This window comes from Rhodanobacteraceae bacterium, from assembly GCA_024234055.1.
Classification (GTDB): Bacteria; Pseudomonadota; Gammaproteobacteria; order Xanthomonadales; family SZUA-5; genus JADKFD01.
The window spans coordinates 224,511-239,575 of sequence record JACKOW010000005.1 but is presented as its reverse complement, the minus strand read 5'-3'; the positions used below and the strand labels follow the sequence as shown (position 1 = coordinate 239,575).

At 64.2% G+C, this 15,065-nt stretch carries 15 protein-coding genes; 9 read left to right on the top strand and 6 right to left on the bottom strand.

What is annotated here, in order from left to right:
• Window positions 1-40 precede the first annotated feature (40 nt).
• The 3 genes from H7A19_11510 to H7A19_11500 are packed head-to-tail and all read left to right on the top strand — an operon-like array spanning window position 41 to window position 1,585.
• Complete coding sequence (locus H7A19_11510) at window positions 41-541, top strand: phage tail protein (protein MCP5475453.1); 501 nt, start codon at window positions 41-43, stop codon at window positions 539-541.
• A gap of 11 nt (window positions 542-552) precedes the next feature.
• A complete protein-coding gene (locus H7A19_11505) occupies window positions 553-1,056 on the top strand; it encodes a phage tail protein (GenBank protein ID MCP5475452.1) in 504 nt (167 codons plus the stop codon).
• A 10-nt stretch (window positions 1,057-1,066) separates the two neighbouring features.
• A complete protein-coding gene (locus tag H7A19_11500) occupies window positions 1,067-1,585 on the top strand; it encodes a phage tail protein (GenBank protein ID MCP5475451.1) in 519 nt (172 codons plus the stop codon).
• 122 nt (window positions 1,586-1,707) lie between these two features.
• Here H7A19_11500 and H7A19_11495 read toward each other — a convergent pair whose 3' ends face one another.
• Window positions 1,708-2,010, bottom strand: coding sequence for a hypothetical protein (locus H7A19_11495; GenBank protein MCP5475450.1), 303 nt, complete (start codon window positions 2,008-2,010; stop codon window positions 1,708-1,710).
• A gap of 198 nt (window positions 2,011-2,208) precedes the next feature.
• Here H7A19_11495 and H7A19_11490 point away from each other — a divergent pair, with 198 nt between their 5' ends.
• Window positions 2,209-2,799 carry a hypothetical protein gene (locus tag H7A19_11490; GenBank protein ID MCP5475449.1) on the top strand — a complete coding sequence of 197 codons (591 nt, stop codon included), beginning with the start codon at window positions 2,209-2,211 and terminating at the stop codon, window positions 2,797-2,799.
• 69 nt (window positions 2,800-2,868) lie between these two features.
• Window positions 2,869-3,330, top strand: a complete 462-nt coding sequence (locus H7A19_11485; GenBank protein ID MCP5475448.1) for a GNAT family N-acetyltransferase — start codon at window positions 2,869-2,871, stop codon at window positions 3,328-3,330.
• Window positions 3,331-3,367: 37 nt separating this feature from the next.
• Here the strand turns inward: H7A19_11485 and H7A19_11480 are convergent, their stop codons facing one another.
• From H7A19_11480 to H7A19_11460, 5 genes are all read right to left on the bottom strand, one after another.
• Window positions 3,368-4,009, bottom strand: coding sequence for a hypothetical protein (locus H7A19_11480; GenBank protein ID MCP5475447.1), 642 nt, complete (start codon window positions 4,007-4,009; stop codon window positions 3,368-3,370).
• A 109-nt stretch (window positions 4,010-4,118) separates the two neighbouring features.
• Window positions 4,119-6,317, bottom strand: a complete 2,199-nt coding sequence (locus tag H7A19_11475) for a primosomal protein N' (GenBank protein ID MCP5475446.1) — start codon at window positions 6,315-6,317, stop codon at window positions 4,119-4,121.
• A gap of 8 nt (window positions 6,318-6,325) precedes the next feature.
• Entirely contained in the window at window positions 6,326-6,649 is a 324-nt protein-coding gene (locus H7A19_11470) for a DUF4286 family protein (GenBank protein MCP5475445.1), read from the bottom strand.
• A gap of 22 nt (window positions 6,650-6,671) precedes the next feature.
• A complete protein-coding gene (locus H7A19_11465; GenBank protein MCP5475444.1) occupies window positions 6,672-7,895 on the bottom strand; it encodes a DUF3667 domain-containing protein in 1,224 nt (407 codons plus the stop codon).
• Entirely contained in the window at window positions 7,892-8,878 is a 987-nt protein-coding gene (locus tag H7A19_11460) for an SDR family oxidoreductase (GenBank protein MCP5475443.1), read from the bottom strand. Before H7A19_11460 ends, H7A19_11465 begins: the two co-directional genes overlap by 4 nt.
• Before the next feature lie 52 nt (window positions 8,879-8,930).
• Between H7A19_11460 and H7A19_11455 the strand changes: the two genes are divergently transcribed.
• From H7A19_11455 to trmB, 4 genes are all read left to right on the top strand, one after another.
• Window positions 8,931-10,343 (top strand): MATE family efflux transporter, encoded by a 1,413-nt coding sequence (locus tag H7A19_11455; protein MCP5475442.1) that lies wholly within the window; start codon window positions 8,931-8,933, stop codon window positions 10,341-10,343.
• Between the two features lie 647 nt (window positions 10,344-10,990).
• Complete coding sequence (locus H7A19_11450) at window positions 10,991-13,075, top strand: peptidase (protein ID MCP5475441.1); 2,085 nt, start codon at window positions 10,991-10,993, stop codon at window positions 13,073-13,075.
• A gap of 443 nt (window positions 13,076-13,518) precedes the next feature.
• Window positions 13,519-14,325: a thiazole synthase gene (locus H7A19_11445; GenBank protein ID MCP5475440.1), complete on the top strand. Its 807-nt coding sequence runs from the start codon at window positions 13,519-13,521 to the stop codon at window positions 14,323-14,325.
• A complete protein-coding gene (trmB, locus tag H7A19_11440; protein ID MCP5475439.1) occupies window positions 14,322-15,029 on the top strand; it encodes a tRNA (guanosine(46)-N7)-methyltransferase TrmB in 708 nt (235 codons plus the stop codon). The genes H7A19_11445 and trmB overlap by 4 nt, the downstream gene beginning before the upstream one ends.
• Window positions 15,030-15,065: the final 36 nt, after the last annotated feature.

Here is a 15,065-nt window from a genome sequence, read left to right as displayed (position 1 = left end):
GCACGGGTCGTCGGAACAAGTACACATCAGGAGCAAAGCCATGGCTGAGCCTTTTTTGTCCGAAATTCGCGTGTTCAGTTTCGGATTCGCGCCCAAGGGTTGGGCGTTGTGCAACGGTCAGTTGTTACCGATCAACCAGAATCAGGCCCTGTTCTCACTGCTGGGCACCACCTTCGGCGGGGATGGCCGGGTGAACTTCGCCCTGCCTGATCTGCGTGGGCGGGTGCCCATCGAGGTGGGATCCTCGTTTACGCTGGGTGAGCGAGGCGGCGAACAGGCGCATACGCTGAGCATCGCCGAGATGCCGACGCATACCCACGTGTTGAATGCCACCAGCACCGCCGGCACTCAGCTGATACCAGCCAACAATATGCTGGCACCGAGCAATCTTCCGACCTATCGCAACGCCGACCAGTTGCAGCCGATGAATGCGGGCACAGTGGCCAATGCGGGCGGCAGCCAGGCGCATCAGAACATGATGCCTTTCCTGACGCTGAACTTCTCGATCGCCCTGCAGGGCATCTTTCCGTCCCCGACCTGAAGGAGATAGTCATGGCACAGCCCTATGTGGGGGAAATTCGGATGTTCGCCGGCAATTTTGCGCCCGCCGGATGGATGTTCTGCGCCGGGCAATTACTGCCCATTTCCGAGAACGAAACGCTGTTCAATCTGATCGGCACCACCTACGGTGGCGACGGTCAGAATACTTTTGGCTTGCCCGATCTGCGTGGCCGGGTGCCGCTGCATTTCGGCAATGGCTTCGTGCTTGCCGAACGTGGGGGCGTGGAGGAAGTCACGCTGACCAGTGCACAGATGGCCGCGCACACCCATCCCCTGTTGGGTTCGATCGGACTGGCAACCGATACCGGTCCTACCGGAAAGGTTCCTGCGCAGACGACGAGTTTCGATTTCTACCAGTCGAATCCGCCGTCCGCACCCATGGCCGCAACCTCGATCAGTTCCGTGGGCGGGAGTCAGCCGCACAACAACATGCAGCCTTATCTCTGCGTGAGTTTCATTATCTCGCTGTACGGCATCTTCCCGAGTCCAACCTGAGGGCACCATCATGGCCGATCCATTTGTTGCAGAGATTCGGATTTTTCCCTTCAACTTCGCCCCCAGGGGCTGGGCATGGTGCAACGGTCAGCTGCTGCCGCTGAGTCAAAACACGGCGCTGTTCTCGCTGCTTGGCACCACCTACGGCGGCAATGGCAAGAGCAATTTCGCATTGCCAGATCTGCAGGGACGGGCTCCCATGTTCTGGGGCCAGGGTCCTGGACTGTCCTTGCATGATCTTGGTGAGACGGGCGGCAGCCAAACGGTATCGCTGCTGGAAAGCGAAATGCCTGCGCATGGTCACGGGCTGATGGCGCAGGTGGTACCCGGTGACGCCCAGACTCCGGCAGGCACGGCTTTCGCAAGAGCCATCGGTGCCACACCGTACATGACGCCAGGCCCCGTCACCGCGATGTCGGATCTCGCACTCAGTCCGGCTGGCGGGGACCAACCGCACAACAACATGCAGCCCTACCTGACGTTGTACTTCTGCATCGCCCTCCAGGGCGTTTTCCCGCCTCGGACTTGAGGACGGGAGGCAGCCGGGCAAAGCCCGGCTGCCGCGCCATACCAGCTTTGCCATCTTCCCGCCGGACGAACTCGGTAGCCCGCGAGGAGTCGGAATACCTGGATCCCAGACCAGCGTCCCGCTCAATTGAAGACGATTTCGTACTCGGTCAGATCGGCGATTCGTTTTCGCGGTGACATGAACAGACCCAGGCTCCCAAACTCTGGAAGCTGCACGCTGAATGTGCCTTGCTGTGGTTGGGCACCGACATTGGCCGTCAGCGTCACCGAGAATCCTCCGCCGGGTCTGGATGTGTAGCCGCCGATGGCGCGCACTTCAGTGATGGTCGCAGAGATCGCGCCCGGGCCGAAGTCGATCGGCAGTTGTTTGCCCACCCACGCTTCAAAGTGCGCAGGCCTCAGGTCCAGCAAGGGATCATCGCTCATGTTTCGGTGCTTCATCCATGCAGTCGCGGTGAAGGCTGAAAACGATAACAGAATCGATGCCGATACGATGATTCTCACAGTTGGCGATAGAATTCATTGACCGGCAGTTCCCGGCGAGCGCAGTCTGCGACTCTGTCAGGGCTGTCGAGGCGAGCGAGTTTTGCTGCCCACTGACTCAACGTACGACGGGGGAAGACCATGAAACGCAGGCATATCCTGGTGGCGGGCAGCTTGGCTGCGGCCGGAGCGGTGGCATGGGCGAGAGATCCCGTGATCGCCCTGACCCAGAACACACGCGCCCTCCCGCTGGGAGACAGTCGCGTGGCGGCCGCCCTGTTGCCGGTGGAACTCAGCCCGTATTCCGGTACTCGAGTGGCCAATCGCGTGGAAGTGATCGGTTTCCTGCCCGCCGAGCTGTCCTCCGGCGTCAGCCGCCTGGATTTTGATATCCAGTTGGTCGATCCCTTGACTGGGCTTCGTACGATCTATGCCTGGCAAGCACGTCGTCTCGGTCAGGGACTGATCTCTGCGGCCGGCAATCTGCGCATGGAATTTGATTCCTCGCTGGGCAAGAACGCGGTAGTCACCGTGCTTGATGAACGCGGCATGGCGCGTACCCTGAGCAGTTCGCTACCGGCGAACGGGCTGCTGGCCTTGGTCACGCCCAGGCGTTCCACGGCGGCGCCGCCGTCGATTGATCAGCTGCGTTATGACCCGATCAAGAGGGAAATGAGACTGGTCAGCGGGGAACGCCGCGATTTCGAGACCTTGCTGATCCGCACCAGCTGAGGCCGGCGCTTGAGGGCCTTCCAAACCCCTTCGCATGCAGCTCGACCTGCTGGCCTGACTCTGCGTGCCATCGGCCCTGCCGATCACGAATTTCTGGCCGAGCTGTATGCCGCCGGGCGGGCGCTGGAGCTTGCGCCCGTGCCTTGGAGCGAGGAGCAGAAGCGCCGCTTTTTGCGCGATCAGTTCGAGCTGCAGCACGCCCATTATGAAAAGCATTATCCCGGGGCTGATCGTCTGCTGGTCGAGCTGGCGGGACATCCGATAGGGCGCATCTACGTGTACCGCTCACCGGGCGAGATCCGCTTGATGGATATTGCCCTGGTGAGTGAGCGCCAGCACCAGGGCATCGGCTCGGCGCTGCTGGCCGAATTGATCGAGGAGGCGGACCTCGCTCGCACCACGATCACGCTGCACGTCGAGGCCGACAACCCGGCCTGCAAGCTCTACCGGCGACTCGGCTTCGAGCACCTGGAAGACCGGGGTGTCTATCAGTTCCTGGGTCGAAAACCGCGGGCTCCCGCCGTGCCCTGAGAGGTTGGAGCTCAACGACGGTGAGCCCGCTTGGACCTCAGGGCTCCTGGAACATCACCGAAGAGCCCAGGCGGTCGCCGGACTCGCACCAGAACATCATGTTCTCGAAGACATAGGGGCTGTAGCGCGTGCGTCGGCCGACATTGATGCGATTGACGATCAGGTAGCCACCGGCGCAGCCGATGTCGAAGAGCTGCTTGTTGTAGCCCTGACCTGCCAACGGCGTCACCGTCACCGGACCCTGCCAGATGAAGTCGCCTAGGGCTGGATACATGCTGGCGAAGTCACCGCTCAGGCGGATGCGCGGATTGGCCACGCTGGCCTGGCCGCGCAGTTCGGCGTAGACGCCGCCGCGAACCGAGCGATCCTGGCTGGACGGCGACAGCCAGTAGAGCTGTGCAGCGGAAATCTCTACGCGCTGCGTGGTTGGCGTCTGCCAGGGCCAGTCCTTGTCGCCGCCCCGATTGATCTGCCACGGAAACTCGCCGCTCTGGTTTTCGGCAATCTGCCATGGCCAGTCGGCAGCAGCGACGGCATTGGTCGAGAGCATTTCGACCAGCCCGGCCTTGTCGGCATTCATGACGACGGTCTGGTCAGAGGACTGCTGGAGACTCATCTGAGCCGGCAGCGGTGCGGCAAATGCCAGGGCGGACATCAGGAACAGTGGGGGCAGGCGCATGGTCAATTCTCCTTTGGGAAAGATCCCGAGAGCACGGGACGACGGCGCCAGCATACCCGTGTGACACAGCGTAACGAAATACTCTGTTGCAGAGATTGCGGACTGTGCCTCAGCCAAAGTCCAGCGGATCCACATCCACGCTCCAGCGCAGCTTGTGGTCGCGGGCCTGGGCGTAGGCCTGTTCCACCGCAACGCTCAGAAAGGCATGCAGGGGCCCGCGCTCGCCGGCCATCGCCACCAGCTGAAAGCGCCACCGCCCTTGCCGGCGCGGCTGCGGTGCCGGCAAGGGGCCGGAAATCTCGACCCCCGCGCGGCTCTCCGGCGGACACCCGGCCAGCAGGTCGGACAGGAATCGATCGGCCTTGCCACCTTCGACATGTTCAGCCCGAATCAGCGCGGCAAAGCCGACCGGCGGCAACTCGGTTTCCCGGCGTTCCTGCAGCGCCAGCCGCGCGTATTCGGGATAACCCTGACGCAGCAGCGTCTGCAGCAAGGGATGTTCAGGCAGATGGGTCTGCAGCAACACTTCACCGGCGCGTTCGGCACGCCCGGCGCGACCGGCCACCTGCACGATCAGCTGGGCCAAGCGCTCGCTGGCGCGGAAATCGGCGCTCATCAGGCCCTCGTCGACGCCGACGATGACTGCCAGCGTGACCGCCGGCAGATGGTGGCCCTTGGCCAGCATCTGGGTACCGACGATCAGCGTCGGCACGCCCCGCAACAGCTCTTCGATGGCCGCGGCAAAACTGGATTTGCGGCTGGTCGTATCGCGATCCAGTCGCACCAGCGGAACTTGCGGAAAGGCCAGTGCAAGCGCTGCTTCCAGGCGTTCGGTGCCGGCGCCCTGGGGCACCAGCGCCAGGCTCTGGCACACCGGGCAAGAGTCCGGTGGCCGCTGCTGATGGCCACACTGATGGCAGCGCAGCCAGGCCACGCCGCGGTGAAAGGTCAGGGCGATATCGCAGTCCGGGCATTCGGCGTGCCAGCCGCAATCGTGGCAGAGCAGCGCTGGCGCAAAACCACGACGGTTCTTGAACACCAGCACCTGGCCGCCCGCACGCAGATGCTCGTCGATGACGCCCAGGGTCGCCGGTGCCAGGCCGTCCTTCAGCCGCTGTCCGCGCAGATCGACCACCCGCCAGCGCGGTTGCCGGGCGGCGCCGATGCGGCTGCGCATCAACAGTCGCTGATAGCGGCCCAGATCCACATTGCGCAAGCTCTCCAGACTGGGTGTGGCGCTGCCCAGCACCACCGTGGCAGCCACACCCTGGGCCCGCAGCAGGGCCACGTCGCGGGCGTGATAACGGATGCCATCCTGCTGCTTGTACGAGGCGTCGTGTTCCTCGTCGACCAGCACCAGAGCCAGTCGCGGCAAGGGTGTCCATACGGCGGAGCGAGTACCGATGACGACATCGATCTCGCCCTTGGCGGCAGCCAGAAAGGCCTCCACCCGCTCGCCCTCGGACAGCTCCGAATGTAGTGCGGCTACGCGCCCAGGCAGGCGTTCGCGCACGCGCGCCACCAGTTGCGGTGTCAGTCCGATCTCGGGCACCAGCAGCAAGGCCTGCTGGCCGCGGGCCAGGGCATCGGCGATCAGCCGCAGGTAGACCTCGGTCTTGCCGCTGCCAGTCACGCCGTCGAGCAGGTACACGCCAAAGCGGCCTGCGCCGGCGCGGATCTCGGTCAGCACGCTCTCCTGTTCAGCCGACAACTGCGGCGACGGCGCCAGTATCGGTGGCGGTGCATAGGGCGACAGCGGCAGTGCTTCGACCCAGCCGGCCTCGATCCAGGTATCCACCAGCGGGCGCCAGCGAGCGTGCGCCTGCGCCAGATCGGTCTGACTGGCCGGCGACTGCTGCAGACGTTGCCACAGGCGCTGTCTGGCCACCCCGCGGAGCGGAGCGGCCCTGGCCCGACCTTCGGCGCTGAGCACATAAAGCAGCCGTTCCGGTTGCGACATCGGCGTGTTGCGCCGCAGGCCGACCGGCAGAGCCGTGGCCAGCGTCTCCCCGAGTGGCGCCAGGTAGTAGCGGGCCACGCGCGGAAACACCGTCCACAGCGCCGGGTCAGCCAGGGGCTCGGTGTCCAGCACTGCCAGCAGTGGTTTCAGGCCGTCGACGGAGCCGCTGGTCACCTCGATGATCAGGCCGATCAGCCGTCGGCGCCCGAACTCCACCAGCACCCTCAGACCAGGCTGCAGCGTCAGGCCGGTCTCGGCATCGACATGGGAATAATCGAACAGCCGCGGCAGAGGCACCGGCACCGCCACGCGTACGCGCAACGGTTTCAAGTCCTGGCTCTGGGGCATGACGCCTGCTAGTCGACGCGCAGCATCTCGACCAGCGGTGCCAGTACCCGGCGCGAGATCTCGAACTGGCCCTCGAAGCGCTCATTGGCCTTGGCGCGCATGCGTGGGGCGTGCTCGGCCAGGTATCGGATCAGGGAGTGATGGCTGTCGAGTCGGTAGGCCACCACCAGTTCCTGCTGTTCCGGCGTGGGTTGTTCGGGCTCCAGGACCATGACTTCGGCACTCAGAAAGCCGGGCAGGGTCAGCAACTCACGCACATGATCGCCCAGCCACGCGCGGTAGTCGTCGGCGACTGCTTCGCGGACCTTGATGTTGACTTCATAGACGATCATGCCAGCTCCACCAGCTCCAGATTCATAGATTCACCAGGCTCATCACCAGGGCGGCGATGATGGTGAAAGAGACCAGAATAAGATACAGGGTGCCGATCACAAAAAAAGCGAAGGGCGCCCCCCACCAGCGCTGCCGGTACACTCGTTTCTGGGTCAGGAACAGATTGAGCGGTATCCAGGCAATCGAAAGTCCCATCAGGAACCACCAGGGATTGAACCAGCCCTCGGGCCAGAATTCGGCCAGCTTCGACAATCCGATCGCGACCAGAATCCCCATGTAGATGAAGGTGTGGCTGTGCACGGCCACCATCAGATGTTCCATGTACAGGCGGCGCTTGAACACCAGCACCAACTTGAGCAACAGCGCAAAGACCGGCAGCAGCACGAACAAGCTTTGCGGCAGCACCTGCAGGAATGACTGACCCAGGCGGTGAGGGTCATCCCGCACCAATTCCAGATTGGCCTTGATCACGGCGATGTAGTCGTTCATCCATTCGTTGACTTCAGGGGGCAGCCACGCCAGCACCAGCGGATTGTCCTGTCGATCCCAGGGCTGATCCCCGGCGAAGGTCAGGTTGATCGGTTTCTTTTCCTTGACCGTCGCCCTGGCAGCATCCTCCGCTGCGGCTTTGGCCTTGATCTGTTCTGCGGCCTGCTCCAGCGCCTGGGCAGCTTCCGCTTGTGCTCTGGCTACCTCCTCGGCCCGGCGTGCGGATTCAGGGTCGATCGGGCCAGCGCCAGCGTCCGGTGGCGTGGGAGGCACCGGCAGCTGCGGCAGCACCACGTCCTCAGCCGAGCCGTTGATCTGAACATCGCCGTCCCCGGTCACTCGCATGTTGAGGTCGCTGGTCCAGTTGACCACGACAAACAGCAAGGCGCTCATGACCAGATAGATGCGCATCGGCCGGATGAAGCTCATGCGCTTGCCGGCCAGATAAGCCTCGGTCAGCCGGCCCGGCGCAAAGAACAGGCTGACCAGCGTGCGCCAGACCCGCGAGTCGACGTCAAAGAGGTAATCCAGGGCGTCGTTGGACAGCGCCAGCAGATCACGGATCGGCGTGCGTTCGGGTTGCCCGCAGCGGTGGCAGAACGGCCCCTGCAAGGGAATTTCGCAGTTCTCGCAGGATTTGCCCTGCCAGGCGAGGGCCTTGCGCTGGGCGCGGGTCAGTCGCATCGGTGCCTGCCCAGACGGCTCGGGCTCGGCGACTGCGATCGTGGGCTCGGCTGCGGGTCGTGTCTGATTCATGGTCGTTGGATCAAGCGGTTCTGCCGCAGCCAGGCGATCGTATCGGCGAGCAGATGATCCAGCGGGGTCACCTTGAGATCGAGCTCGCGCCTGGCCTTGCTGATGTCGCAGCGCATCCGCTGGCAGACGAAAGCCACCGATTCGGGGGTCAGCTCGGGCTCTTTGCCGCTGAAGCGGCTCCAGCGATCCTGGATCTGCGCGAGTGCACGCATGGCAAGAGCGGGAATGGCCTTGCTCGGGGCGGGTTTGCCCAGCAATCGCCCGATGCGCTGGACCAGATCGAGAAAACTGCATTCCTCTCCGCCCAACAGATAGCTTCCGCCCTTGGTGCCGCGCTCGGCGGCGACCAGATGGGCTTGCGCCGCCTCACGCACATCGATGAAGGAGCCCGATCCCGGCGGCACACCCGGCAGCTTCTGCTGATCAACCAGCATGATCAGTCGCGCCCAGTTCTGGGTGTCACCCGGTCCGAAGATGTGGGTCGGGTTGCAGATGACGGCATCCAGCCCGGAGCGGATGCCGGCGTGGACCGCATCCTCTCCCAGCGCCTTGCTGCGCGCATAGTTGATCCAGGATTCGCGCCCCAGATGCGGCGAGGTCTCGCTGATGACCTCGCTCGTCAGTCCATAGACGGCCACGCTGGAGGTGTGGACCAGCCGCCCGACCTTGGCCCGCAGTGCGGACTGGACCACATTGCGCGTGCCCTCGACATTGACCAGGGTCTGCTGGGCGGAGCGTGGCTTCCACATGGCCGTGCTGGCGGCGACATGGAACACCAGATCGGGGGCGTCGTGCATGGCCCGATCCAGCGAGGCGCGATCACTGACATCGCCCTGGACGAACTCGATGGGTAGCTCGGCGATCGCCGCCACGGTGGCTTCGGACCGGTACAGGGCGCGCACCTTGTAATCATTTTCCAGCAGCAGCCGGACGATGTGTCCTCCCAGAAATCCGGTGGCGCCGGTCACCACTGCTGTCGGCATGACGTTCTCCCTGGAGCCGCAAGTCCTTGCAAGAGCCCTAAGATACGCGGCCTTGAAATCAAACACAGCGCAGCGCTTGGACACACCCGCCACTTACAGAAGCCATCTGCTGGAAACCCTGCGACTGGCAGCGCCCCTGATCGTCGGGCAAGTGTCGGCGATGGGCATGACCGTGGCCGACAGCATCGTTGCCGGCCGTATCAGCTCGGCGGCGCTGGGCGGTGTGGCCGTGGGCGGTGCTGTGTATACCGTGGCGCTGCTGCTGACCATCGGCATCCTGGCCGCGATCACGCCGATCGTGGCCCAACTGTTCGGAGCGCGGCGCTTCGACGAGATTGCCGCCCAGGCCCGTCAGGCCTGGTGGCTGGCTCTGGCGCTGGGAGTGGTGGTGATGCTGATCTGCTTCAACGGCAGCAGCGCGCTGCGCCTTGTGGGCGTTGATCCGAAACTCTATCCCTATGCGGCCGATTTCCTGCGCGGCGTCGGTTTCGGTGGCCCGGCGCTGGCGGCCTTCTATCTGCTGCGTGGCTATGCCGAGGGCCTCGGTCGAACCAAACCAGGCATGGTGGCCGCCCTGGCGGGGCTGGTAGTGCTGGTGCCGCTGGCGATCCTGCTGGCCTTTGGCGCCGGGCCGATACCGGCGCTGGGCACTTTCGGTCTGGGTCTGGCGACTGCCATCACCTTGTGGCTGGAAGCGATTGGCCTGGCCTGGTACTTGAGACGTGCCTCCTGGTTTCTGCGATTCGGGCCCATCCTCAAGCTCGATCGACCCCGGCGCGAACCGATCATGGCCTTGCTGGCCCTGGGAATGCCGATGGCCTTTGCCTGGCAGATGGAGGGCGGACTGTTCATCGTCGTTGCGCTGCTGATGGGGCGTATCGGTGGCGACTGGGCCGCGGCGCACCAGATCGCCATCAATGTGGCCTCGGTGGCTTTCATGCTGCCGCTGGGACTGGCGCAGGCCGTCACCGTGCGCGTGGGACACGCCCGCGGCGCCGAGCGGCTGACCGATGTCCGACGCGCGGCCATCGCCGGTTTGACGCTGGCACTGGGCACGCAACTGTTGTCGGCCGCGGTCATGCTGTTGCTGGCAGCACCGATCACCCGCTTGTACGCGCCGGGTGCCGAAGCCCTGGTGCCGCTGGCGGTGCAGCTGATGTTCCTGGCCGCCATCTTCCAGCTGTCCGACGGCATCCAGGTGGTTGCCGCCGGTGCCCTGCGTGGGCTCAAGGACACCCAGTTCCCGATGATCATCACCGCCATCGCCTATTGGGGCGTGGGATTCCCCATGGCCTGGACCCTGGGATTCCAGGTGGGCTGGGGCGGCCCGGGCCTGTGGATCGGCTTCATCGCCGGCCTCAGCATGGCGGCGATCCTGCTGAACTGGCGGCTGGCGACGAGTTTGCGCAGGCTGCGGGACGGGGCACGGGAAACGGGGCAGGGGGCACGGGGAGAAACTGGCTAGCCCGCATATTTCATGAGGGAACGCGGATGATCGCGAAGGGCTTTGCGCCGGAATCGAGACGAGAGGAGGAGCAATGGTTGTTCCATTGCGACGACGAGCAACGAAGAGTCCGGCGCAAAGAACGAGCGAGGGCCGCGTTAGCGAGGAAATGGCAGCGAACAGTTTGTCATTTCAACCCATTCGAGGATTTCCGCGTAGTTCCAACGAAGTCGGGCGATTTCATCGCGACCTCATGAAATGTGCGGGCCAGGGCGGACCGCGCTTCCTTCCTTGAGCCCTGGTCAGCGCAAAGACGAGAGCTATCCAGGTGCAAGTCCGCACCGAGCGTGACATCCGTCAGGCATGGCGATAGGCCACCGACGCGCTTGCATTGGACCCCAGAGCGCCAACAAGCTGGTTGGAGAACCTGCTTTACCGTGCCCCGTGCCCCGTGCCCCGTGCCCCGTGCCCCGTGCCCCGTGCCCCGTGCCCCGTGCCCCGTGCCCCGTGCCCCGTGCCCCGTGCCCTCGCATAACCCATGACCTCCGGCTCATGGCGAGATTGTGAAAATGTCCTAGAGTCCGCGGCCCGCGCGGAGGCCTTTGTCCTGTTGCGCCTGCCGCTCATCCGATGAGGGAGATTCCGTGATCCGTTCCGTGCTCAAACCGCTGTCCGCGGCGCTTGCCGCCGCGCTGTTGCTCGCTGCCTGTGGCAGCGAAGCCCCCCAGACTGCTGCTCCGACTGCTCCCGCCGCTCCGGCCGCACCCGAGAAGCTCAGTATCGATGTGGCCAGTCTGCCGGCCCTGCCGGTCTTCCAGGCCAGCGATCTGGATCCGGCCATTTCCGCCTGTACCGACCTCAACGGCTACGTGAACAGCAAGTGGCTGGCGGCCAACCCGGTTCCGGCCGATCGCACCACCTGGGGCAGCTTCGAGATGCTCGGTGAGCGCTCGCTGGGTGTGCAGAAGCAGATCGTCGAGAAATTGGCGGTCAAGAAGGATGCGGCCGGCGTCGAGAAGGTGATCGGTGATTTCTGGGCCACCGGCATGGATGAAGCAGCAGCCGAAGCGGCCGGTCTGAAGCCGATCCAGCCGGTGCTGGACCAGATTGCGGCCTTGTCGTCACCGCAGGACGTTGCCACCTTTGTGCGCGATGCCCACGCTGATGGCCGCGGCATGTTGTTCGGCTTTGGCGGCGAATCGGACTTCCAGGATTCCAGTCAGGTCATCGCCTATGTCACCCAGGATGGCCTGGGTCTGCCCGACAAGACCTACTACGCAGGCGATGAGCACAAGGCCGAGCGCGAGGCCTACGTGGCCCACATCGAGTCCATGCTGAAGCTGGCAGGTGCCGACGAGGCCAGCGCCAAGGCGCAGGCCGCGGCGATCATGGCCATTGAAACCCAGCTGGCGGACGTGTCGTACTCCACCGAAGAGATGTCGCGCGATGTCTCCAAGTATTACAACCCGGTCAGCGTGGCAGATGCCGACGCCAAGACCCCGCTGATGCCCTGGGCCGAGTTCTTCAAGGCCAACGGCATGAGCGAGCCGGCGATGTTCTCGATGTCGAATCCGGACTTCTTCGCCAAGCTCAACAGCATGCTGGAGCAGACGCCGGTCGCCGATTGGCAGGCCTACCTGCATTTCCACGTCATCGACAACGCGGCGCCCTTCCTGAGCAAGACCTACGCCGACGAGAACTTCGCGTTCTATGGCAAGACCCTGCGTGGCCAGGAAGAACAGAAGCCGCGCTGGAAGCGCGTGCTCGACACTGTCAACGGTACCGTCGGCGAGGCACTGGGCGAGATCTACGTGGAAGTCGCCTTCCCGCCCGAGTCCAAGGCACAGATGGAAAAGCTGGTGGCCAATCTGTCGACCGCCCTCAAGGCACGTCTGGAGAAGCTGGAGTGGATGAGCCCGGAAACCCGCGCCAAGGCACTGGAGAAGTGGGCCAGTTTCAATCCCAAGATCGGCTATCCGGACAAGTGGCGCGACTGGTCGGGTCTGAGCACCACCCGTGACAGCTACATTGCCAACATCATGGCGGCGGCGCGCTTCAATCACGCCTATCAGGTGTCCAAGATCGGCAAGCCCAAGGACAAGGGCGAGTGGGGCATGACTCCGCAGACGGTGAATGCCTATTACAACCCGCTGCTTAACGAGATCGTGTTCCCGGCCGCCATCCTGCAGCCGCCCTTCTTTGACCCGAACGCGGATCTGGCGACCAACTACGGCGGCATCGGCGCCGTGATCGGTCACGAGATGCTGCACGGTTACGACGACCAGGGCAGCCGCTTCGATGCCAACGGCACCTTCGCCAACTGGTGGCAGCCCAGCGATGCCGAGGGCTTCAAGGCCAAGACGGCGATGCTGGTCGAACAGTTCAACGGTTATGAGGCCATCGACGGCAAGCACGTCAATGGCGCGTTGACGCTGGGTGAGAACATCGCTGATCTGGGTGGTCTGACGGTCGCGCGCGATGCCTTGAAACTGGCCCAGGGCGAGAATTTCACCGATCCGATGATTGACGGCTTCACCCAGGATCAGCGCTTCTTCATGAACTGGGCAACGGTCTGGCGCCGCGGCTACACCGACAAGGAACTGGCGGTCCGTCTGGTCACTGATCCGCATGCCCCGGCACGTTTCCGTGCCATCGGCACGCCGAGCAACATGCCGGCCTTCGCCGAAGCCTTCAGCTGCAAGGCCGGTGACCCGATGGTGCGCGACGGCGATCAGCGGATTGCCATCTGGTAATCGCGCCGTCCTCGTAACGACACAGACCGCCGGGCGCGCAAACGCCCGGCGGTTTGCGTTTGTGGGGCAAGGGCGGGAAACGGGGCACGGGGCACGGGAAAGGCTGGCAGGGCCGGCGCTCTTATGGGTCCAGACTTGTCTGAACGCTTCTGCTGGCCAAGCTGTGGGAGCGGACTTTGTCCGCGATCGGGCCTGGCGTGTGCTCGGAGCGAAGCATCGCGGCTGAAGCCGCTCCCACAGAGGCCGGGTTCATGGTCCATGTGCAGTGTCGGGCATTGTGTCGGGCTTCTGACCACGACCCGCCTCAGGCGGGGACCGTCGCGTCGCTGCTCGCGCCGCGAGGGCGCTCCTACCGCCAACAACCAACAACCAACAACCGACAACCCCGACCCGGCCGTGGCCTCCGCAGGGCCGCTCGCGTAATCTCGCCCCTCCAGTCACCAATGGACGACATCGTGAGCCATAGTAATGACCATGACCTGCTGGAGATCGCCGGCAAGCTCTACCGATCGCGGCTGTTGACCGGTACCGGCAAGTTCAAGGATCTGGAAGAAACCCAACTGGCCACCGAGGCCGCGGGCGCCGAGATCGTGACCGTGGCGATACGTCGCACCAATATCGGCCAGGACAAGAATCAGCCGAATCTGCTCGATGTGCTGCCGCCGAGTCGCTACACCATCCTGCCCAACACCGCAGGCTGCTTCAGCGCCGACGAAGCGGTGCGCACCTGCCGACTGGCACGCGAACTGCTGGACGGTGCGCCGCTGGTCAAGCTCGAGGTGCTGGCCGACATCAAGACCTTGTTCCCGGATGTGGTCGAGACCCTCAAGGCCACCGATATCCTGGTGCGCGAAGGCTTCCAGGTCATGGTCTACACCAATGACGATCCAGTCGTGGCGCGGGAGTTGGCCAAGCGCGGCTGCGTGGCGGTGATGCCGCTGGCGGCGCCGATCGGATCGGGCCTCGGCATCCGCAACCCCTACAACATCCTGACCATCGTCGAAGAGAAGACCGTGCCGATCCTGGTGGATGCCGGCGTGGGCACGGCCTCGGATGCCGCGGTGGCAATGGAACTGGGCTGCGACGGTGTGCTGATGAATACCGCCATCGCCGGGGCCCGGGATCCGGTGCTGATGGCCTCGGCCATGCGCAAGGCCATCGAAGCCGGACGCGAGGCCTTTCTGGCCGGTCGTATCCCGCGCAAGCGCTTCGCCAATGCTTCCTCGCCGACCTCAGGGCTGATCGAATGACCGAGGAGCGCACACCCACGGACGGGAAGCCCCTGCATCGCGAAATCCGAAGTTTCGTGCTGCGTCAGGGCCGAACCACCGAGGCCCAGCGCGAGGCGCTGGAACGGGACTGGCCGCGCTTTGGCCTGGATTGGCCGCGGTCGATGGCGCATCCGGCCAGCTGGTTCAGCACCGAGCAACCGGTGGTCGTGGAAATCGGTTTCGGCAATGGCGAAGCCCTCGGTGCTGCTGCCGCGGCCGATCCCGGGCGCAATTATCTGGGCATCGAAGTCCACCGGCCGGGTGTGGGTCGATTGTTGCGACAGCTGGCGGCGGAGAATCTGGACAATGTCCGAGTGATCTCGGCCGATGCGGTCGAAGTGCTGCGCGAGGGGATAGCGCCCGGCAGCCTGGATGAGGTGCGTCTGTATTTTCCCGATCCCTGGCACAAGAAGCGCCACCACAAGCGCCGCATCGTGCAGACGCCCTTCTGCGATCTGGTGGCCAGCCGGCTGCTTCGAGGGGGTCGCTTCCACCTGGCCACCGACTGGGAGCCCTATGCGCTGTGGATGCGCGAAGTGCTCGACGTGCATCCGCAGTTCCGCAATACCGGCGGTGAAGCCGGCTATGTGCCCAAGCCCGAAGGCCGTATCGAAACCCATTTCGAGCGCCGTGGCCGCAAGCTCGGGCATGGGGTCTGGGATATGGTCTATGAGCGGCTTTAGCTGATTTTCGGCAGGCGTTCACGCGGAGGGGCGGAG

Coding starts and splice junctions, on each gene's coding strand:
- H7A19_11510 (MCP5475453.1), top strand. CDS start 41: ATGGCTGAGCCTTTTTTGTCCGAAATTCGCGTGTTCAGTTTCGGATTC.
- H7A19_11505 (MCP5475452.1), top strand. CDS start 553: ATGGCACAGCCCTATGTGGGGGAAATTCGGATGTTCGCCGGCAATTTT.
- H7A19_11500 (MCP5475451.1), top strand. CDS start 1,067: ATGGCCGATCCATTTGTTGCAGAGATTCGGATTTTTCCCTTCAACTTC.
- H7A19_11495 (MCP5475450.1), bottom strand. CDS start 2,010: ATGAGCGATGATCCCTTGCTGGACCTGAGGCCTGCGCACTTTGAAGCG.
- H7A19_11490 (MCP5475449.1), top strand. CDS start 2,209: ATGAAACGCAGGCATATCCTGGTGGCGGGCAGCTTGGCTGCGGCCGGA.
- H7A19_11480 (MCP5475447.1), bottom strand. CDS start 4,009: ATGCGCCTGCCCCCACTGTTCCTGATGTCCGCCCTGGCATTTGCCGCA.
- H7A19_11475 (MCP5475446.1), bottom strand. CDS start 6,317: ATGCCCCAGAGCCAGGACTTGAAACCGTTGCGCGTACGCGTGGCGGTG.
- H7A19_11470 (MCP5475445.1), bottom strand. CDS start 6,649: ATGATCGTCTATGAAGTCAACATCAAGGTCCGCGAAGCAGTCGCCGAC.
- H7A19_11465 (MCP5475444.1), bottom strand. CDS start 7,895: ATGAATCAGACACGACCCGCAGCCGAGCCCACGATCGCAGTCGCCGAG.
- H7A19_11460 (MCP5475443.1), bottom strand. CDS start 8,878: ATGCCGACAGCAGTGGTGACCGGCGCCACCGGATTTCTGGGAGGACAC.
- H7A19_11445 (MCP5475440.1), top strand. CDS start 13,519: ATGGACGACATCGTGAGCCATAGTAATGACCATGACCTGCTGGAGATC.
- trmB (MCP5475439.1), top strand. CDS start 14,322: ATGACCGAGGAGCGCACACCCACGGACGGGAAGCCCCTGCATCGCGAA.